The sequence below is a fragment of the Marinobacterium arenosum genome (genome assembly GCF_019795155.1).
Taxonomy (GTDB): domain Bacteria; phylum Pseudomonadota; class Gammaproteobacteria; order Pseudomonadales; family Balneatricaceae; genus Marinobacterium_C; species Marinobacterium_C arenosum.
The window spans coordinates 17,895-37,956 of sequence record NZ_JAILYN010000007.1 but is presented as its reverse complement, the minus strand read 5'-3'; the positions used below and the strand labels follow the sequence as shown (position 1 = coordinate 37,956).

18 protein-coding genes and 1 tRNA gene are annotated in these 20,062 nt (G+C 60.5%); 4 read left to right on the top strand and 15 right to left on the bottom strand.

Annotated elements, in window-relative coordinates:
- Positions 1-9 precede the first annotated feature (9 nt).
- From flgK to K6T12_RS04875, 12 genes are all read right to left on the bottom strand, one after another.
- Positions 10-2,025 carry a flagellar hook-associated protein FlgK gene (flgK, locus tag K6T12_RS04930; RefSeq protein WP_222220057.1) on the bottom strand — a complete coding sequence of 672 codons (2,016 nt, stop codon included), beginning with the start codon at positions 2,023-2,025 and terminating at the stop codon, positions 10-12.
- Between the two features lie 75 nt (positions 2,026-2,100).
- Positions 2,101-3,186: a flagellar assembly peptidoglycan hydrolase FlgJ gene (gene flgJ, locus K6T12_RS04925; RefSeq protein WP_222220055.1), complete on the bottom strand. Its 1,086-nt coding sequence runs from the start codon at positions 3,184-3,186 to the stop codon at positions 2,101-2,103.
- Position 3,187: 1 nt separating this feature from the next.
- Positions 3,188-4,276, bottom strand: a complete 1,089-nt coding sequence (locus tag K6T12_RS04920) for a flagellar basal body P-ring protein FlgI (RefSeq protein WP_222220053.1) — start codon at positions 4,274-4,276, stop codon at positions 3,188-3,190.
- A gap of 17 nt (positions 4,277-4,293) precedes the next feature.
- A complete protein-coding gene (flgH, locus tag K6T12_RS04915; protein WP_222220051.1) occupies positions 4,294-4,968 on the bottom strand; it encodes a flagellar basal body L-ring protein FlgH in 675 nt (224 codons plus the stop codon).
- 21 nt (positions 4,969-4,989) lie between these two features.
- Positions 4,990-5,775 carry a flagellar basal-body rod protein FlgG gene (gene flgG, locus K6T12_RS04910; RefSeq protein WP_222220049.1) on the bottom strand — a complete coding sequence of 262 codons (786 nt, stop codon included), beginning with the start codon at positions 5,773-5,775 and terminating at the stop codon, positions 4,990-4,992.
- 27 nt (positions 5,776-5,802) lie between these two features.
- On the bottom strand, positions 5,803-6,546 hold the full coding sequence (flgF, locus tag K6T12_RS04905) for a flagellar basal-body rod protein FlgF (protein WP_222220047.1): 744 nt from the start codon (positions 6,544-6,546) through the stop codon (positions 5,803-5,805).
- 437 nt (positions 6,547-6,983) lie between these two features.
- Entirely contained in the window at positions 6,984-9,086 is a 2,103-nt protein-coding gene (locus K6T12_RS04900) for a flagellar hook-basal body complex protein (protein ID WP_222220045.1), read from the bottom strand.
- A gap of 10 nt (positions 9,087-9,096) precedes the next feature.
- The gene (locus tag K6T12_RS04895) at positions 9,097-9,843 is read right to left on the bottom strand and encodes a flagellar hook assembly protein FlgD (protein WP_222220043.1); all 747 of its coding nucleotides are present in this window, start codon (positions 9,841-9,843) and stop codon (positions 9,097-9,099) included.
- Positions 9,844-9,857: 14 nt separating this feature from the next.
- Positions 9,858-10,292, bottom strand: coding sequence for a flagellar basal body rod protein FlgC (gene flgC / locus K6T12_RS04890; RefSeq protein ID WP_222220041.1), 435 nt, complete (start codon positions 10,290-10,292; stop codon positions 9,858-9,860).
- A 2-nt stretch (positions 10,293-10,294) separates the two neighbouring features.
- On the bottom strand, positions 10,295-10,696 hold the full coding sequence (gene flgB, locus K6T12_RS04885) for a flagellar basal body rod protein FlgB (protein ID WP_222220039.1): 402 nt from the start codon (positions 10,694-10,696) through the stop codon (positions 10,295-10,297).
- 145 nt (positions 10,697-10,841) lie between these two features.
- Positions 10,842-11,693 carry a CheR family methyltransferase gene (locus K6T12_RS04880; RefSeq protein ID WP_222220037.1) on the bottom strand — a complete coding sequence of 284 codons (852 nt, stop codon included), beginning with the start codon at positions 11,691-11,693 and terminating at the stop codon, positions 10,842-10,844.
- Between the two features lie 18 nt (positions 11,694-11,711).
- Positions 11,712-12,650 carry a chemotaxis protein CheV gene (locus K6T12_RS04875; protein ID WP_222220035.1) on the bottom strand — a complete coding sequence of 313 codons (939 nt, stop codon included), beginning with the start codon at positions 12,648-12,650 and terminating at the stop codon, positions 11,712-11,714.
- A 132-nt stretch (positions 12,651-12,782) separates the two neighbouring features.
- Here K6T12_RS04875 and flgA point away from each other — a divergent pair, with 132 nt between their 5' ends.
- The 4 genes from flgA (at position 12,783) to K6T12_RS04855 (ending at position 14,427) form a co-directional block, all read left to right on the top strand.
- Positions 12,783-13,424, top strand: a complete 642-nt coding sequence (gene flgA, locus K6T12_RS04870; RefSeq protein WP_222220033.1) for a flagellar basal body P-ring formation chaperone FlgA — start codon at positions 12,783-12,785, stop codon at positions 13,422-13,424.
- A gap of 106 nt (positions 13,425-13,530) precedes the next feature.
- Positions 13,531-13,845 carry a flagellar biosynthesis anti-sigma factor FlgM gene (flgM, locus tag K6T12_RS04865; RefSeq protein ID WP_222220032.1) on the top strand — a complete coding sequence of 105 codons (315 nt, stop codon included), beginning with the start codon at positions 13,531-13,533 and terminating at the stop codon, positions 13,843-13,845.
- Positions 13,846-13,854: 9 nt separating this feature from the next.
- A complete protein-coding gene (locus tag K6T12_RS04860) occupies positions 13,855-14,331 on the top strand; it encodes a flagella synthesis protein FlgN (protein ID WP_222220030.1) in 477 nt (158 codons plus the stop codon).
- Between the two features lie 19 nt (positions 14,332-14,350).
- Positions 14,351-14,427: transfer RNA gene (locus K6T12_RS04855), tRNA-Arg, on the top strand.
- A gap of 53 nt (positions 14,428-14,480) precedes the next feature.
- Here K6T12_RS04855 and K6T12_RS04850 read toward each other — a convergent pair.
- From K6T12_RS04850 to imuA, 3 genes are read right to left on the bottom strand one after another with little or no spacing between them, the layout of a single operon-like run.
- Positions 14,481-17,702 (bottom strand): error-prone DNA polymerase, encoded by a 3,222-nt coding sequence (locus K6T12_RS04850; RefSeq protein WP_222220028.1) that lies wholly within the window; start codon positions 17,700-17,702, stop codon positions 14,481-14,483.
- A gap of 23 nt (positions 17,703-17,725) precedes the next feature.
- Positions 17,726-19,174, bottom strand: coding sequence for a Y-family DNA polymerase (locus K6T12_RS04845; RefSeq protein ID WP_222220026.1), 1,449 nt, complete (start codon positions 19,172-19,174; stop codon positions 17,726-17,728).
- A 1-nt stretch (position 19,175) separates the two neighbouring features.
- Entirely contained in the window at positions 19,176-19,877 is a 702-nt protein-coding gene (gene imuA, locus K6T12_RS04840; RefSeq protein ID WP_222220024.1) for a translesion DNA synthesis-associated protein ImuA, read from the bottom strand.
- Positions 19,878-20,062: the final 185 nt, after the last annotated feature.

Here is a 20,062-nt window from a genome sequence, read left to right as displayed (position 1 = left end):
CAAGCTACCTTAGAGGCTGTTCAACAGACTGTCGAAGATGGTCTGGGAGGCGCTGATCAGCTGTGCCGCCGCCTGATAACCTTGCTGGAACTGCACCAGCTTGGCCGCTTCTTCGTCCATATTCACCCCCGACACCGAGGCGAACTGGTTGACGGTGGACTGCAGCATCGCATCGCTGGCCGACAGGTTTACCTTGGCATTGGCGGTCTGACTGGAGACCGTTTCCACCAGCACATCGTAGCTCTGCTGGTAGGTGCCCTGCGGGGTCAGTTTCTGGCTCTGCAGGTTGGACATCGCCAGCGCGTTGCGGTTATCCGACACCCCGTCGCTGTTGTAATCGAAGGTGAAGCGGTCACCCGGTTTCGGCTGGTTGTTGATGGTGATGGTGTAGCCATCCATATCGATGCTGTCGCCGGCCGTGAAAGAGATATCTTTCATCGGACCGTAGCCCTGGTCATGGGGCACCGGGTTGTCCGGATCGCTGATATCGTACACCGTGTAGCTGAGCGGGTCGGTGTTATTGAATACCACCTCCACCGGCGGGGTCAGCTGCTGAGTGCCGGTCGTGAAGGTCGGCCGGGTGACATCGTCAACCTCCACCAGCGCGATACCGTTGCCCTGATTATTGGCATTTTCGGTAATCCGCACCGGACTGCCCAGCGCCAGTTGATCGGCCGCGTTGATCTGAACATCGAAATCGCGCGCACCGTAGCGGGCCGGCTGGATCAGATACTCGTTGTTCAACCGAAAACCGCCATCAACCTCCAGCTCAGTCCGAAAACCATCGACGCTGACAGTTAGCTCACCAGTACTCCAATCCACGTAGTAGCTGCCGTCGGTGACATCCTGCGGATCGGTCACCTGGGTCAGCTGCGACATCTTGATGACCTGGCCATCCGACTCGCGGGTGATGCTGAAGTCGCGGATCGAGGTGAACTTCAGATTGTAATCACTGGCCTCCACCTGGGTGATGTCGGTGATATAGACGTACTGCTTGCTGGGGGTCGGCCCCTTGTTTTCGTGGTTCGGCAGAATGCGGGCGCGGAGCGCACTGGGGTCGTTTATGTCATTGAACAGCTCCCCGCCCAGATTACCGTTCAGGTCGACGCCTTTCTGGTGCTGGGCATTCATCGTTTCCGCCAGTACCAGGCCGATTCGACCGATCTCGTTGATCGCGGGGTTCAGCATGCTATCGCGATAATCGATCAAGCCGCCCAGCTGGCCGCTTTTAATCTGGTCGGTTACTTCGACCGAATTGTTGCCGATCCGCACGCTGATCTCGTACTGATTGATGCGCGGGTTACCGGTCGAGACAACCATCTCGTTGGCATCGATGCCCACCACCAACGGCACCCCGCTGCCGATAAAGATGCTCTCGGTGACACCGCCGTTGTTACTGCTGACAGAGATTTCCATTATCTCGGACAGCGACTTGATCGCCTGGTCGCGCTGGTCATAGAGCTCGTTGGCCGGCGTCCCCTTGGCATCGGCCAACTGAATCTTTTCGTTCAGCTGGGCAACCTGCTTGGTCAATACGTTGACCTTATCGCTGATATCGGAGAACTGGTTGTTCAGCACATCGATCTGACTGTTCAGCGTATCGTCCAAGGTATTGAAGCGTCGTGCCAACGCCTCGGTATCTTCCAGGAACAGATTACGGTTGGGGATCGATGTGGGGTCGTCAACGATGTTCTGCATCGACGTGAAGAACTTATCGATCGCACCATCCAGACCGCTGGAAGCCGACGCCAGGATATTATCCAGCTGCGAAGAGTACAGCGCCTTCTGATCGTCGAAGTTGTAGGTGGAGCTATCCCCTCGCAGCTGCTTGGCAAGGAACTGGTCGACGATGCGCTCCACGGACGAGACCACCACCCCGTTGCCGCCCTCACGGGTGGCCCAGTTTGCCGTCTGGCGGTTGTAGCCCTCGGTGTTGACGTTGGCGATATTCTGGCCAACCACCGCCAGTGAGGAGCTGTTGGCATTCAATGCCTGGGTACCGATGTTCAGCAATCCGAAAGACATGGCATCCACCTACCTTGATTCGTCCGTGCCCACAAAAAAGGGGCCAATAACATTAGTTAAGTTAGCGACAAGCGATCAGGAATCTTGAGGCGTAATTCCCGCCAGCAGCAGCGGCCGGCGGGCAATCTCGATAATCTTGTCCGCATAGGCCGGGTCGGTCGCATAGCCCGCCTGCTGTAGCTCCTGCAAATAGGCTTCCGGGTCGGCCGCCTGATGCAGCGCCTGCTGATAGCGGGGGTTCTCCTTCAGGAAGGCGACATAGTCGTCGAAACTCTCCTGATAGGAGCCATAGGCGCGAAACGCCGCCTGTTCCCGTTGGGCGATACCATCCCGGTACTCCAGGGTGCTGACGCTGGCCCGCTCGCCATCCCAGCGGCGGTCCGCCTTGATGTTGAACAGGTTGTAGCTGTTGCTGCCATCTTCACGGCGCACCATATGCTTGCCCCAACCGGTTTCCAGTGCCGCCTGGGCCAGCAGCACCTGCGGTCTAACACCCAATTCAGCGGCCGCCCGTTCGGCCAGCGGGGTCAGTTCGCTGACGAACTGCTCGGCACTGTCGAAGCTATCCGGCAACACCTTCGCCACTGCGGCCGGTTCAGTCTTCTTCACCGGCACCGGCTGCAGTTCGGCAGAATCAGGAGCGGTGATATGGGGCGGTAGCTCCTGCTTTTGCGGCTGTTTTGATTCCACCACAGCGGCCGACTCGACTATACGAGCGATCAGTGCTGTGGGATCTGCAGCCGGCTCTGGCCGTGGCAGCTTAGCGCTGCCCACACCGGTGGAGGAGACAGTCTCTCCGGCATTATCCGCCGCCTGGCTGGCCGCCTTTTCTCCGCCGCCCGGCAGCGTCTTGGAAAGCTGGCGGACCATCACCTCCGCCAAGCCGACCCCCTGCTTCTTGGACAGCTCCAGCGTCAACTGGCTGTCGAGCATCTCCTGGTAAAACTGGACATCGTTGGAGTTCAGGAAGTTGTCCTTGCCGAACGCCTCGTTGGCCTGGCGCATGCTTTTCAGCATCATGTTCATGAACAGCTGCTCGAACTCCTGGGCGACAGCCTGCAGCGCCTCAGGGGTGTTGCGGTTGTCTTTCGACTTCAGTTTCTGCAGCTCGGCCAGATCGGTGAACAGCTTGCTGTCGGCGGCACTGGGGGTTTTCAGCATGTTAGATAACCACCAATTCAGCCTTCAGCGCCCCGGCCTGCTTCAGCGCTTCCAAAATCGCCATCAGGTCGCCCGGCGCAGCGCCAACCTGATTGACCGCTTCCACCAGATCCTGCAGCGAGGCACCCGGCGCGAACTCGAACATATGTCCGGAGCCCTCCTCCACTTCGATGGTACTGCGCGGCGTCACCACGGTTTCACCGCGACCCAACGGATTGGGCTGAGTGACATCGAAGTTTTCGGTGATATTGACGGTCAGGCCGCCGTGGGTGATCGCCACCGGCGAAACCCGCACGTTCTGGCCGATGATGATGGTGCCGGTGCGGGAGTTGATCACCACCCGGGCCGCTTCCTCGGCCGGCTGCACCTCCAGGTTTTCCAGGATCGACAGGAAGGAGACCCGCTGCGCCGGATCGCGCGGCGCCCGAACCCGGATCGAGGAGGCATCCATTGAGGAGGCGATCTGCGGTCCGAGCAACGCGTTGATCTGCTCCGCCACCCGACGTGAAGTGGTAAAGTCCGGGTTGTTCAGGTTGATCACCAGGCTGTCACCGTGGTTGAACGCGTTCGGCACCGTCCGTTCGACCGTGGCGCCGTTGGCAATACGGCCGACACTCGGCACATTCAGCGACAACCGCGAGCCATCGTTGCCTTCGACACCGAAGCCGGACACCACCAGGTTGCCCTGGGCGATCGCGTAGACCTGCCCGTCAGCCCCTTTCAGCGGCGACATCAGCAGACTGCCGCCACGCAGGCTCTTGGCATCACCGATCGCCGACACGGTGATATCGATCCGCTGGCCGGGCTTGGCAAACGGCGGCAGCTCGGCATGAATCGCCACGGCGGCGATATTTTTCGACTTCGGATCGACCGACGCCGGAATCGCCACGCCGAAGTTGTTCAGCATGTTGCGGAAGGTCTGCGAGGTAAATGAAGTTTTGTCACCGGTGCCGTCCAGCCCCACCACCAGGCCGTAACCGACCAACTGGTTGGAACGCACCCCGGAGACGCTGACGATATCCTTCAGCCGTTCTGCGCTGGCGGTCATCGATACCAGCAGCAACAGCATCAACGAAATCAACTTCTGCATCGCATGCACCTCGGTTGTTAGAACGGCCAGAGCGGGCTGATAAAGAACTTGCTGACCCAGCCCATTACATTGGAATCACTCACGCTACCGGTACCACTGTAGGTGATCCGGGCGTCCGCCAGCTTGGTCGACAGCACCGTGTTATCCGCCAGCACGTCTCGCGGCCGCACCATGCCGGAGATGCGGATATATTCGTCGCCCTGGTTCAACGTCAGCCACTTTTCGCCCCGTACCAGCAGCGTACCGTTGGGCAACACCTCATGCACGGTCACCGAGATATTGCCGCTGAGGCTGTTGCTCATGTTGGATTTACCTTCCCCTTCGAACTCGGTGGTGCTTTCCGGCAAGCTGAAGCTCAACGGGTTGCCAGCGATCGAAACCGCATTGCCCAGCACCGTTGGTTGCTGAAGCGTGGTTGAGCCGGATTTGTCGACCTCCGTCTTGGCGCTCTTGCTGGACTGGGTACTCTCGGTCAGCACAACGGTCAGGATATCGCCCACCCGGCGAGCACGACCTTCGCCATAAAGATCCATACTGGTGGCCGGGTTATAGATGGAACCGGTCACCGCCTGGGGTTGCACCAGGGCCTGCGGGCGTACCGGCGCATAGACCGGATTGTCCGGCTTCGGCGGCTTGTTGACACAGCCACTCAGCAGCAACACCGCCATTGTCCACAACAGGACCGCTCTCATCGTCTTCACCTCAATCCGCTATTACAGGTTCTGAGTCACGTAGGACAGCATCTGATCGGCGGTGGAGATCACTTTTGAGTTCATCTCGTAAGCCCGCTGGGTGGTGATCATATTGACCAGCTCCTCGACCGCGTTGACGTTGGAGCCCTCCAGCATCCCCTGGTTGATCAGGCCGGCACCGCCGTCACCCGGGTTGTTCAGGATCGGCGCATTGCTGGCCGCCGTCTCCAGGAACAGGTTCTGGCCCATCGCCTGCAGGCCGGCCGGGTTGATGAAGTCAGCCAGCTGAATCTGACCGATCTCCTGCGGATTCGGATCACCGGCGGTAATGACATTGACGAGACCGTCTGCCGAGACGGTAACCTCCACCACCTCCTCCGGCAGGGTGATGTTGGGTTCCAGCAGATAGCCTTCCGCCGTCACCAACTGACCGTCGGGGTTGATATGGAACTGGCCATTGCGGGAGTAAGCCAGGTCACCATTGGGCAGGCTGATCTGGAAGAAACCGCGCCCGCTGATCGCCAGGTCATAGGTCTCGCCGGTAACAATTGAATCGCCATCTTCGAACAGCTTCTGGCTACCGACCACCCGCACACCGCTACCCACCTGCAGGCCGGACGGCAACTGAGACTCTTCCGACGACTGGGCACCCGGCTGGCGGCGCATCTGGTACACAAGATCTTCAAAGGATGCGCGATCCTTCTTGAAGCCGACCGTACTGACGTTGGCCAGGTTGTTGGAGATCAGCTTCAGGTTGGTATCCTGGGCTCCCAGGCCGGTTTTCGCGACAAACAACGCACCGTGCATCTTGTACTCTCCTCAGGTCCTACGCGATCAGCTCAGGCGCATGATCTGGCTGGCGGTGGAGGAGTTCTCCTCCGCGGTCTTCATCATTTTTACGTGCATCTCGAACTGACGCGCGGTGGCGATAATGCTGGTCAGCTCCTGCACGGCATTCACGTTGCTGGACTCCAGATATCCGGAGCGCAATGCAACATTCAGATCCTGCGGCAGCGGCTGGCCGTTATCGGTTTGCATCAGGCCATCCGGCCCCTTCCACAGGGTACCCGGTTGCGGGTTGACCAGTTTGATCTGATCGACAACTTCAATTTCATCCGGACCGGCGCCCAGCGGGCGAATGGTGATGGTGCCGTTTTTAGCAATTTCCAGGCTTTCCATGTCCGGCAAAACGATCGGGATGCCGCCGTTGCCCATCACCGGCAAACCATTGCCAGTCACCAACTGGCTGGCGGCATTGATCTGCAGTTCGCCGGCACGGGTGTACCCCTCGGTTCCATCCGGTCGCAGCACCGTAATCCAGCCGTCCCCGTCGATCGCCACATCCAGTTTGCGGCCGGTATCGATCAGCGTGCCGGTGGTGGTATCGGTCGCCGGGCGCTCGCTCTGAGCGTAGACGCGGGAGGCATAGCCTTCACCAAACACCTGCATCGCGCGGGCTTGCGCCAGGTCGCTCTTGAATCCGGTGGTATTGGCATTGGCGAGATTGTTGGCGTGGGCACGCTGCGCCAGCATGTTCTCACGCGCACCGCTCATTGCCAGGTAGAGAACCTTATCCATCTCAACTTCCGCTTAAATTGGTCGGGTGGCCTTTGCCACTGCATCGTCATTTGATAAGAGAAAGCAAAGAGTGGGCCAATCTGTAGAAACGGGCCTGGCATGCCCCTGGGGCACCGATAGCGGAAGGATTGGCGTAGGCTGCAGAGGTCGCCCTCAGAGCGGGCTGCTACGACAGGTCCCTTTAGGGCGCCACCCGGGGCGCCAGCGATACCCGCCGATGGCACCGAGGGTTGAAACGCCTGCCGGCGTTTGGCCGGCCGGGTCCGGCCCTACAGGACCTCTGTACGGGGCAGCACCGTCGCAGGCGATGAAAACACGCCGGCACCTACCCGGCCAGACCTACCCGGCCAGACCTATCCCGCCGGACCTAAGACCGCAACGAAACAAGGGGCTGCAAAGCAGCCCCTTGGAGAGAAAAGACGGCAAATGCCAAGCGATCAGATCTGCAGGATCGACTGGGTCACCGTATTCAGGGTTTCCAGCGTCTTGGAGTTGGCCTGGTAATTACGCTGCGCTTCGATCAGCTTGACCAGCTCTTCGGACAGGTCGACGTTGGACTGTTCCAGCGCCGCCGACCGCAAGGTACCGCTCAGGCCGGTGCCCGGCGGGTTCAAACTGGCCTGGCCGGATTCCAGCGTCGCCACCCACTCGGTATCGCCCGCCGGTTGCAGACCGGACTGGTTTTCGAAGGTGGCAACCGCCACCAGCCCCAGGTTCATCAACTGACCGTTACTGAAGCTGGCCACCATCTCACCGGTTTCAGCAAAGGAGACGCCGATCAGGTCACCCTTGGTATAACCATCCTGAGAACCGCCCGGCTTGACGATATTGGCATCCCGGTACTGGGTCGAACCGGCGATATCCAGCTGGATACCTTTCAGGTTATCGATATCCGATTCCAGAATCGTATCGGTCGGGTTGGCCGGGTCAGCGCCCAGGATAGTGAGCTTCGGCACCGCACCGCCAGCGATCAGCGTTTCGCCGTTTACCTCAGACAGCACACCGGTGGTCGGGTTGAACCTGATCACCACCGGACCAACCTCGGTATTCTGAGCGGCAAAGCCGGCTTCGCCCGGATCGACCCGCTTACCCAAATTGAGCTGCTGATCGTCGTTCAGGTAGCCATACATCCGGTAGACACCCATGAAGCTGTTGTCACCCTTGACGTTGCTGGCAGGCGTGTTATCCGCCGTGGTGAACGGGCTGGTAGCGCCGCCGCTGACCGGTAGGATACCGACATCGCCAGACTCCTCCTCCCAGATGATATCGAAGGTATTGGTGGAGCTGTCATACTGAACCGCCTTGATATCCGGGTTCAGCTCCTTGATCGACTCGGCGCTGTCAGCGATCAGCTGGCCGATATCATCTGCGGTCATGCTGGTATCCAACGGAATCAGATAGCCGCCGATATCGAGATCAGTCGCCGCCAGCAGGGTGCCGTTTGCCGCATCAAAGATCGCCGCATTGGCCGCATCCAGGGTGTAGCTCTGCACCTCGTTGGCATCGCGGGTGGCCGGATAGCCATCGATGGTCAGGTTATTCGGCACCAGAACCGCCTGGGTAGCGAGATCACCGATGCCATCGGCGTCGGTATCTTCCAACCCCACCACACGCACGTCGCCGGTGGCGGACGAGTCGGCTTTCAGCTCGAAACTCAGAGTCCCGGTCGCCGGATCGAAGGTCATGCTGTCGACGTCGATACGCGGATCCTGCTGCTCCAGATCAAGCCGATATTGCGTATAGGTGGCGTTAGCCCCCCAGTCGATGTGGTTATCAGCGGTCAGCTGGGCAGCCAGGTCGGCAATTGCGATACCGGAAATGGTCGCCGGGAAAGTGCCGTCACCATTACCATCACCGGCGGTGGCGTCGTCATTTTCCATAACGGTGTACTCGTACACCTCGCGCACCGGCCGCTGCTCGGCAAAGTTAAACTTGATATTGTGCGAATTACCCAGGCTGTCGAAGGTTTCCACCGTGGTCGACCAGGTAAAGGAGCTGGCATTGTTCTTATCGTAGATCGGCGCCAGCAGCGAAGAATCAGCCGCCGAATCGATGTTGAACGACAACGCGATGTTCTCGGTGGCGTGCGGCGGGCTCTCTTTCTGGTCTACCGCCATATTGCGCAGCGGCAGCTGGTTGCCCTGGGCATCCAGGCCGTAGCCCTGCAGGTATTTGCCGTTCTTGGAGACGATAAAACCGTCCTTATCCAGCTCGAACGAGCCGGCACGGGTGTAGGTCACTCCGCCCTGGCCGTCGCTGAGCTGGAAGAAACCGCTACCGTTGATCGCCAGGTCCAGGTTGGAGTTGGTAAATTCGATGGTACCGCTCTTAAAGTCCTGCGCGATATCGGTGACCGTCACACCGGACCCGGCCACGTTACTGGAACCCGCGCCGACCACCGCATTGGAGTAAATATCACCGAACTCTGTGCGGGAGGCCTTGAAGCCGACCGTACTGGAGTTCGCAATATTGTTACCGACAACATCCAGCTCTGTGGTCGCAGACTTGATGCCCGTTACGGCTGTATTAAAACCTGCCATCTGCTCTTCCTCACGCTCCGACTTTTACAATTTCACTCATTTTGTAGCTGCCCGCGGGGGTATTCAGCTCCATCCCCACGCCACTGCCATTCAGGGACACACTGTTAACCGGCATATTCATCGCCACAGCCACGTCCTTATAAACACCGTCCTCATCAGGCACCTGGGCCACGAACTTGTACTCGCCCGGCGGGTACTGAACCACCTGAATCTTATCTCCATCCGGATCGCTCGGATCTACCGGCTGATCGCTGTCCACCATCGGCGATTGCCAATAGAATGGAGCCTCTCCCTTGTCCTGCGCCCCCATGTCCGCGGTGGTGATCAGGCTACCGCTGCTGTCGTACACCTTGACCCTCAGGTTCTCGGTGGCCTCATCCAGCACGGCATAGCCCTCCGCCCAGGCGTTGGCGCCATTCTGGCCGATCGGCACCGTATTACTCTCGACATAAACGCTCTTGCCAACCATTGAAGAGGCCTGCAATGCCTGCTGACTGCTCAACATGGAGCCGGTGAAACTCTCCATATTGCTGTTCAGGTTGTTCATGCTTTCAACCATCGACATCGACGAGATCTGCTGCATGAAGGCATTGGTATCGGTCGGCGCCGTCGGATCCTGGTTTTTCAGCTGCGCAATCAGCAGCTCCATGAACATCTCGTTGTCGGCGTTTTCCGTCTTCTGGGTGCTGTTTGCCTGCTCCCGCTGGTTGATCTGTTCGTAGACGTTTTGGCTACTGTTAATGCCATTCACAGCCATAACTAGTCTCCTCGTTACTGACCAAGCCGCAGGGTCTGCTGCAACATCTGCTTGGCTGTATTCATCATCTCGGCATTGATCTGGAAGGACCGCGATGCCGAAATCATATCGGCCATCTCTTCGACCACGTTGACGTTAGGGTAGTAAACATAGCCATTCTCATCGGCCATCGGATGGTCCGGACTGTATTCCTGGCGCAGCTCGGCATCGCTTTCCACCACCCCCAGCACCTGGACGCCCTGGCCCGGTTGCAGGCCATCGGCGTTATCGCGGATCTGTTCCGGCTCCGGCGAGCGGACACTGAACACCGTCTTACGGGCCCGGTAGGTTTCTTCCAGACTGGAGCTGACACTCTCGGCGTTGGCCAGGTTACTGGCGGTGGTGTTCAGCCGGATGGTCTGGGCACTCATGCCAGAGCCGGCAATACCGAATACGTTACTCAAAGACATCGTCATTCACCCTTAATCGCCGAGCTCAGCCCCTTGAACTTACGGTCAAGGAAGTTGAAGGAGGCCTGGTAATCCATCGCGTTCTTGGTATAGCGGGCCATCTCCTCCTGCACCTCGACGGTGTTGCCATCGACCGAGGCCTGATGAGGGATGCGGAACATCAGTTCGGCAGCATAATCCGGATCGGCAATGCCGTACTGGTGCGCGTTGTCGGTACGCGACATCTCCAGCGGCTTCTCCAGCTGCATCTGGCCTTCCAATACCGCCTTGAAATCAAGATCCCGCGCCTTGTAGTTCGGGGTATCGGCATTGGCGATGTTGTTTGACAGCACTTCTGCCCGGCGCGCCCGCAACAGCATCGCGTCGTCATGAATTCCCAGTGCTTTATCAAAGGTGATGGCCATCGGTTGCCTCCGTGTTCGTTACAACCACTTAAGCAAACTACAGGCCAAAATGAAAAAAGCCCGTTATTACGGGCTTTTTCGGTGGAAGCAAGAGTATGTGGCCGCCACCGGCGGCAGCCATTTGCCGCTTGAGCGGCAATCCGTTCTAGATCGCACGGTACATGATGCCGGGGCGGCAATGCACCATTTCGTACAGGTCGGACAGACCGGACAGTGATTCGGAGGCACCCAGGAACAGGTAGCCGCCCTTGCGCAGCACGCCGTGCATCTTACGCAGGATCTCCAGCTTGCGCTCAGTGGAGAAATAGATCAGCACATTGCGGCAGAAGATAATGTCAAACCGCCCCAGGCTGCCATACGGGCCCAACAGATTGAAATGCTGGAAACGGACCTTCGACTTGATCGCCGACTGTACCTCCCAGGAACCATCAGGGCGTTCATGGAAGAAACGATTCTTGCGCTCCGGCGACAAGCCACGCCCCAACGCCAGCATCTCGTACACGCCCGCCTTGGCCTGCGCCAGCACATGGGTAGAGATATCGGTGGCAACGATCTCCTCGCCCAAGCCGAACGCGCTGCGGTTCTGCTCTTTAAACTCCGACAGGATCATGCTCAACGAGTACGGCTCCTGACCGGTCGAGCAGGCCGCCGACCAGATTCTTAACTTGCCGACGGCGTTGTTCTCAACCAACTCGGGCAACACCCGGGCTTTCAACAGATCGTAGGGATGGCTATCTCGGAACCACAGGGTTTCGTTGGTGGTCATCGCATCGATGACCTGCTCCTTCAAACGGCTGCCGCCCGGTCGTGACAGACGGGACACCAGATCGCTCAGCGAACTGACCTGCTGCTCCTGCAATATCTTGCCGAGCCGGCTCTGCACCAGGTATTGCTTGTTCTCGGACAGCACAATACCGCAGCTATCCTCCAGAAAGCGGCTGAACAGAGCGAAGTCATTACGATCGATCGACAGCGGGCTCGATAAGCCTGAACTCATTAATCATCCAACCCTGTATCAATGAGCGCTGATGTCATCAATGCGGTTCACCACCACACTGGCCAGCTCATTGGGGTTGAACTTCGCCAGGAAGCCGTCTGCGCCGACTTTCTTCACCATCGACACGTTGAAACCACCCGACAGAGAGGTATGCAGGACAACGAACAGGTCGCTCATCCGCTCGTCTTCACGCACCATGGAGGTCAGCGTATAGCCGTCCATTTCCGGCATCTCGATATCGGAGATCATCATCAGGAAATACTCGGTCACGTCGATGCCACGCGACGTCAGTGAGTTGAGCAGATCCCAGGCGATACGGCCGTTGTTGGCCGAGGTCACCTTCAGACCCAGCGACTCCAGACTGCGCTGCATCTGGTTACGGGCCACGGAGGAGTCGTCGACGATCAGCACATGGTGCTGCTTGGCCTGCTCCTTGACCCGGTCGGTGGCCACATCGGCGCTGACTTCGGTCGACATCGGATACAGATCCGCCAGGATCTGTTCGACATCCAGAATCTCGATCAGCTTGCCGTCATGCTCGAATACCGCGGTCAGGTAGTTCTCAACCCCGATTTCGGTCGGCGGTGCCATGATCTGGTCCCACTGGGTATTGAGAATGCGATCGACCTTGCGGACCAGGAACGCCAGGGTGCGCTTATTGTACTCAGCAACCACCAGGAAGCAGCGCTGGCGGTCGGTCGCAGGAATCGAGGATCGGCCGATCGCCTCCGACAAGTCCAATACCGGAATGGTTTCGCCACGGATATGGGCCATCCCCTTGATCGCAGAAGTCTGTCGCGGTACTTCGGTCAACTGAGGGCACTGCAATACTTCACGCACCTTGAACACGTTGATGCCGTACTGCTGTTCCGACTCCAGCGCGAACAGCAGAAGTTCCAGGCGGTTCTGCCCCACCATCTGGGTACGCAGGTTTACACTATCTAGGATACCTGACATGATTTCTCGATCCTGTGGACTATTTCTTACGTCTTTGACGTCACCCGCCACCCCTGAACCCGAACTATCCAGAGCCGGACGGTGAACATCACAAATCTAGTACGAACCGCCTTGCAGATAGGCATGTTGTTGATGCCTTTATACAGTTTTGGGCAGGAAACAACCAGCGCAATTGAGCAGCAGGCGGCAAAATTCCTGCACCAACACTACCGCGAGCAATTTCCCGGCGCGCTAATCGAAGTCAACGTAAATCCTATTAATAACCTGGTCTCACGCAAGCGCTGCACCACGCCATTGCGATTTACCACCCCTAAAACCAGCAGCAGCCGGGTGGTGATCAAGGCCAGCTGCAACGCGCCGTTGTGGAGCCTGTTTATCTCGGCCAACGTATCCGCTTCGCGCAACGGCCTGACAGCCGCGGTACGCATCCGCCGTGGCGAACGGATCAGCAGCAAACACCTGCGGATCCAGTCGCTGGACATGATCCGTCATTCGGACAGCCTGGCCACACCGGAACAGGCGATCGGCAAGATCGCCAATCGCACGCTCAGCGCCGGCCGCATCATCAGCAGTGGCGACCTGCAGGTCGCCGCTGCAGTCAGCAAAGGCGACTCAGTCATTATCGAGGCCCAGCGTAATGGCGTGGTGATCCGCGCCACCGGCATCGCCCAACAACAGGGCCAAGTCGGCGACCAGATCCGGGTCACCAACAGCCGCTCCGGCAAGGAGGTGAAGGCGGAAGTCATCGGCAAGGGGTTGGTGCGTACGCCTTAAACAAAGGCTTTATGCTATAGTGGCTCTGCGAGCGGAATTTTTGTTAAAGTTCCGCCGAGGGACGCCGATAACCATAGCAACAGGACACCAGATCAAGGTCTTACCAATGGCTATCAACCCATTAAACCTGACCGGCCAGGCAGCCAATGTCCGCAGTCGAGTGAGCGAAAACGCGCAAACGACCCAGGGCAATAATGTACAGCGTCAGGATAACAATGTTGCTACGGCGCCTCAGGATACCGTCAAACTGAGCGGTGCGGCCCAGACTCTGCAGGGTGTTGAGCAGAAGCTGGCCAATACGCCGGATGTTGACCAGAAAAAAGTCGACCGCCTCAAAGCGGAGATCGAAAGCGGCCAGTACAAGGTGAACGCCGAAAAGGTCGCCGAAGGTTTCATGAGCTTCGAGAAGTTATTTAGCTAATCCTGATCAATGCCGAATCGATTTCAGAACCTGACTGAACTTCCGGCCCTGCTACGGCAGGGCTGCAGCTATTTGCAGCAACTGAGCGACCTGCTCGACCGGGAGCGCGATGTACTGACCAAGCCGGACAATGCTGAACTCGAACGGATCATGGCCGACAAGCAAACCCTGCTCGGTCAATTCGACCCGTGCAAACAGCAATGGTCGCAACTGATCTCCAGCCACGCCGCCAGCATCGACGACTTCTTTACCCTGCTGCCTGATGCGCTTAAACAGCACCTGCTACCACTGTGGCAAGAGTTGGAACGGTTGAACCAGCAGGTCAAGCAAGCCAACCAGCGCAACGGTCAGATTGCTAACGGCCGCCAGCGCCAGCTCGGTCAATTGCTTTCCCTGATGCAGGGCCAACGCAAGCAAGATCAACTGTACACCGACGGCGGTAACAGTAATAATTACCGCGCTCAAAATCGGCTCGGCAAAGCCTGAGTCGCCCCTCTGTTTTTGTGCCCCCGTAGCTCAATCGGATAGAGCGACCCCCTCCTAAGGGGTAGGTTGGAGGTTCGATTCCTCTCGGGGGTACCATCAATTCTTGCTGGTAGAACACCCACTAACTTCTCCTGCCAGCCTCCGGTCAGCTAGCGGAAATCCCGCGACTTCACTTTCAGCTGATCCCACCGGAAACTGATATCCCGCAGTCGGCCGGCCACCACGTGGATCACCTCCCCCTCCCGCTCCAATACCCCGGACACCTGCAGAATACGGGAGGTCAGCAACGCCGAGCGCTGCGCCTTGGCGGTCGCCTGCCAGACCACCAGGTTGATCTGGCCGCTTTCATCCTCCAGGGTGACGAAGGTGGCGCCGCTGGCGGTGCCGGGCCGCTGCCGGTTGGTGACCAGCCCAGCCACATGCACCAGCTGGCCGTGCCGACATGCGCGCAGCTGTGCAGCGCTCAGACAGCGTCCCAGCACTCCCTGCTCACGCAGCAGCGCCAGCGGATGGCGACCCAGGCTGAGGCCGAGGTGACGAAAATCCTCCTCCAGGTCGGATTGTTCACCCGGCGCCGCCAGTTGCACCCGCTCTGCGTCAGCGCTGCCGACCGAACCATCCGGGCCAGCCAGCTCCAACTGCGGCGGCTGTTCCAGCAGCTCCCAGCGCGCCTGGTAGCGGTGCCGGGAGAGCGGATTCAGCGCCCCGGCGGCGGCCAGCGCATCCCAGTCACCGCGACTGAGCCGACACAACCGCCGAGCCTCGGCCAGCGAAACAAAGCCCGTCGCCGGGCGTTGGGACAGCAGCCGATCGGCAGCGCTACGGGAGAGTCCTTTTACCAGCCGCAACCCCAGCCGCAGCGCCGATACCGGATTATGTCGTCCGCAGCAGGCGCTCTGTAGGGCGTCACCCGGGGCGTCAATACAACGCCTAGCGGCGTTTGGCCGGCCGGCTCCAGCCCTACAACAACCCTCTGTCGCAGCGGGCTTGGCACGCCCTTGAGCTACTGATTCCAAGGCATGATCCCAGCGGCTTTCATTGATCGACACCGGTAATACCTCTACGCCGTGCCTTTGGGCATCCTGTACCAGCTGGGAGGGAGAATAGAACCCCATCGGCTGGCTGTTGAGCAGGCCGCAGAAGAAGGCCGCCGGGTGGTGCCGCTTGAGCCAGGCGGAGACATAGACCAGCAGCGCAAAGCTGGCGGCATGAGACTCGGGAAAACCGTACTCGCCGAACCCTTCGATCTGTCGGCAGATCCGCTCGGCAAACGTGCGGTCGTAGCCCCGCTCGAGCATGCCGTCAATCAGTTTCTGCTGGTACTTGCGAATCTGGCCGCTACGCTTCCAGGCCGCCATCGCCCGGCGCAGCTGGTCCGCCTCGCCGCCGCTGAAGCCGGCGGCAACCATCGCCAGCTCGATCACCTGCTCCTGGAAGATCGGTACCCCGAGGGTACGCGCCAGCACCGCGCGCACCGCCTCGCTGGGATACTCCACGTCCTCGATGCCATCGCGCCGCTTCAGGTAGGGGTGCACCATATCGCCCTGAATCGGCCCCGGCCGGACGATCGCCACCTCGATCACCAGGTCGTAGTAGCTCTGCGGCTTCAGCCGCGGCAGCATATTCATCTGGGCGCGTGACTCCACCTGGAATACACCGACGCTATCGCCCCGGCTGAGCATCTCGTAGGTGGCCTTGTCCTCGCGCGGGATATCCTGAATCCGTAGCGGTCTGTCCGGAGTTTCGCCCAGCAACGCCAGGGTCTTGCGGATTGCGGTCAGCATCCCCAGTGCCAGCAGATCCACCTTCAACAGGCCGAGCGCTTCCAGATCGTCCTTGTTCCACTGGATCACCGTGCGCTCCGCCATCGCCGCATTTTCCACCGGCACCAGTTCCGCCAGCGGCCCCGCGGAGATCACGAAGCCGCCGACATGCTGGGAGAGGTGGCGTGGGAAATCGAGAATCTCCGCCACCAGCTCGACGAACTGGCGATAGAGCGGCGCCGGCCGCTCGCCACCCAACGCCGCCAGCTGTTTCAGCCAGGGGTTGCCGTGGTCACGTCGGTCGAGCCGACTGATCAGCCAGGCGAGATAACTCTCATCCATGCCCAACGCCTTGCCCACATCGCGGATCGCGCTCTTGGCGCGGTAGCTGATCACCGTCGCCGCCAGCCCAGCGCGGTCGCGGCCGTACGTGCGGTAGATGTACTGGATCACCTCCTCACGCCGCTCGTGCTCGAAGTCCACGTCGATATCGGGCGGTTCATTGCGCTCGCGGGAGATGAAGCGCTCGAACAGCAGGTTCACTTCGCGCGGGTCCACCTCGGTAATATGCAGGCAGTAGCAGACCACCGAATTGGCTGCCGAGCCGCGCCCCTGGCAGAGGATGTCGCGACTGCGGGCGAACTGCACGATATCGTGGATGGTCAGGAAGAAGTGGGCATAGCCAAGCTCGCGGATCAGCTGCAACTCCTTGTCGATCTGCGCCTGCACGTTGGCCGGCACACCATCGGGAAAACGGCTGCGGCAACCCGACGCCACCAGCTCAGCCAGGTACGCGTCCGCCTGTTGCCCCGGCGGTACCAGTTCGGCCGGGTATTCGTAGCGCAATTCGGACAAGTCGAAACGGCAGCGCTCGGCGATGGCGAGGGTCTGTTCACGCAGCTCCGGCGGATAAAGGCGGCGCAACTTATTCAGCGAGCGCAGGTGGCGCTCGCCGTTGCAAGCCAGCGCCTGACCCGCCCGCTGTACCGTGGTGCGCAGGCGGATTGCAGTCAGCAGATCCTGCAGGCGCTGCCGCTGCGGCAGGTGCATATGGACATCGTTGGCGCAGACCAACGGCAGGTTCAACCGCCGCGCCAGCCCCTGCAGCTGTCGGAACTGCTGCTGGTCGTCGGCCTCCAGCAGCCGCTCCACCAGCAGCCAGCAGCGTTCGGGGAAGCAGCCAGCCAGACGACGGCCGTGCCGGTGCGCCTGCACCTCGTCGCGCGGCGGTCGGAACAGCAGCAGGCAGCCATCCAGCCCCGATTCGAAGTCGGACCAATGAATTTCATAACGGCCCTTCCCGGCCCGCCGCCGGGCCTTGCTTATCAGGCTGCAGAGCTGGCCATAGGCGGTGCGGTCCGGCGCCAATAGCACCTGGCAGCTGTCGTCCAGCCGGAACTCGGCACCAACAATCAGCTTCAGATTATGCCCGGGCGGCAGCTCACGACAGGCCTGCCAGGCCCGCACCACCCCGGCAACGGAACACTCGTCGGTCAGCGCCAGCGCGCGATAGCCCAGCTCGGCCGCCCGCTGCACCAGCTCCTCCGGGTGGGAGGCGCCACGCAGGAAGCTGAAGTTACTCAGGCAATGCAGCTCGGCATAACTCATCGGCAGACCCCGCTCAGCCCCACTCAGCCATACCAGCCGTGCAGGTACCAATCACCACAATCGTCGCGGAACAACCAGCCCAGCCGGCCATCCGACCAGCGGCCAATATAATAATCGCGCCGCACCGGCAGGCCGTCCCACCAGCCGCCACTGATCCGCTCCGGCCCCTTCAGCAATTCGACTTGCCGCTCCAGTTGCGCCTGGGCCAGTCGCTCCGGCTGGCGCAACAACCAGGCCGGCCGCCCCTTTGGCACGGCGACCACCTCCAGATTGGCAGTTCCCTGAGTGGTCCAGCCCTTCTCTGGCCGGTGATCGGGATAAAGTGCCAGCGGCTGCACCGCCTGTTCGCCGAGCCGAACCCGCAACCGACTGAGCAGCTGCGCCGGACGCTCCCGTCCCTGGGGCGGACTGAACAGGTCGACGGTTTCCGCATCCAGCTCGCGGAACTGCTCGACCAGCAACTGCATCGCCAGCACCGGCTGTTGTAGCCGCAGCTGCTCGAAACGCAGCCTGCATAGTTCCAGCCAGATTCCCGCCTCACTGGCACCACCGGCATGACAGATCTCGAGCAATTGCTGTTCGCCATCGCGTGCCACCAGCAGCAGCTGCAGCTGTTCCGCCTGCAGGCCTCGCAGCCGCAGATAACCCTGCAGGGATTCCAATATCGGCCGCAACGGAAACAGCAGCGCCTGGCTGCTCTCCAGCTCGCGGCTGAATTCCAGCAGGCGGACGAACTGTGGCGGCGGCAGAAAGGGCGACTGGGGGTCCGGCGTGCGGCCGACCAGGCGGTCCAGGTGATCCAGCAGGTGAGGCCCGAAGCGGTTACTGAGCGACTCGCGCGGCAGCTGCAGCAGCTGGGCCAGCCGCTGCAGCCCCATGCCGTTCAGCTGTTCGGCCATGCGCGCAGGCAGCTCCAGCTGATTCACTGGCAGCTCCTGCAACTGTTGCAGATGAGCGTGTTTATCGGCCAGACAGAGCTGGCGCCCCGCCCGGGCCAGCAGCCGGGCGGCCTGCGGGGTGTGGCCGGTGGCACGACAGGCACCGTAGCCCAGCCTCAGCTGCTGCTGTTCCAGCCGTTGCCGGAACGATTCCAAACCGCCGAAATAGTGCAGCATGCTGGCGATCTCCAGCAGCAGGCCGTCTGGCGGATACAGACTGATCTGGGCGCTGAAGTTGCCGGCCCAGAAGGCCAGGGATTCCAGTTGATAACGGGCCTGCTCGGGGTTCGGCTTCAGCAGCTGCAGTTCCGGACAGATGCTGTAGGCCGTCGCCGGCGCCATGCCCTGCTCCACCCCGGCCCGAACCGCGTCACCATTGCACAGCCGCAGCTGCCGGCCCGCGTCGTCCAACAGGGCGGCGGCGCCCGGCGCAGCGACGCCCGACAGATTCAGCTGGCACTCCAGCGCCAGCAGCGGGAAGTGCAGATAGAGCCAGAGCGGTTCGCGCCCGGTCGACGCTCGGGAGGCGGTCATCTCAGTCCACCAGCCGTAGCTCGGGCCGTTCCTGGTGGATGGCGGGCAGGATCCGCTCTTCGCCCAGCAAAAGATGCATGGCCGGCAGCGCCCAACCGCCGCGACGCTTGAGGATGGTCACCTCCGCCCCCGATGCGCGGTTCTGCAACAACAATCGGCAAGGTGCCGCGCTGCTCTGCTCACGGCAGCCGGCCGGTCGGAACAGGAACCCGGCCGCCCCGCCCTCGACAGCAGCCACCTGCAGCCGGCGGATCGCCTTTTCCTGGCCGGTCGGCAACCAACCCAGCACCGCGCTGCAGCAACCGCTCTTCAGTGCCTGCTCAAGGCACCAGAGCCGGTCACGCCGGCTGTTGCTGCGCACCACCAGCACCCGCGCCAAGTCCACCCCCGCTTCGGCCAGTGCCGGTGCATAGGGGATGTGTGGCGGATCGACCCACAGCAGCCAGCCCGGTTCCCGCTCGTCCGCGCCTTCGCGGCAAAGCTGAGCCAGCGCCGGCAATAGCAACCGCAGCTCGCCGCCCCCTTCCCGGCGGTACAACAGTTCGACCAGCTGGCCGCGCTGCCAGCCACTACCGGGCAACGCCTGGTCCAGTTCCGGATAGCCGGTACTCAGTGATACCGCCTTGTCACTTGGTTGGCGGTACGCCTGCCAAACCACCCCTTTCTGTAGCAACGAATGCAGAGAACCTGTTTCCACAGCCATAACGCATCCAAAAATACTGCTTATTTATACAGTATTTTTATTGAAAGTCTGACTGACTGCAAGCGATCAAGCAGACCTCTCGCTCTGCTCTGCGCTACCGGCAAAGACCACCAACTGGCTGCATCCGGTGCCGGGCATAAGTGGTATAAACAACATTGCGGTCAACCTGCGTTGACTGAGGATGC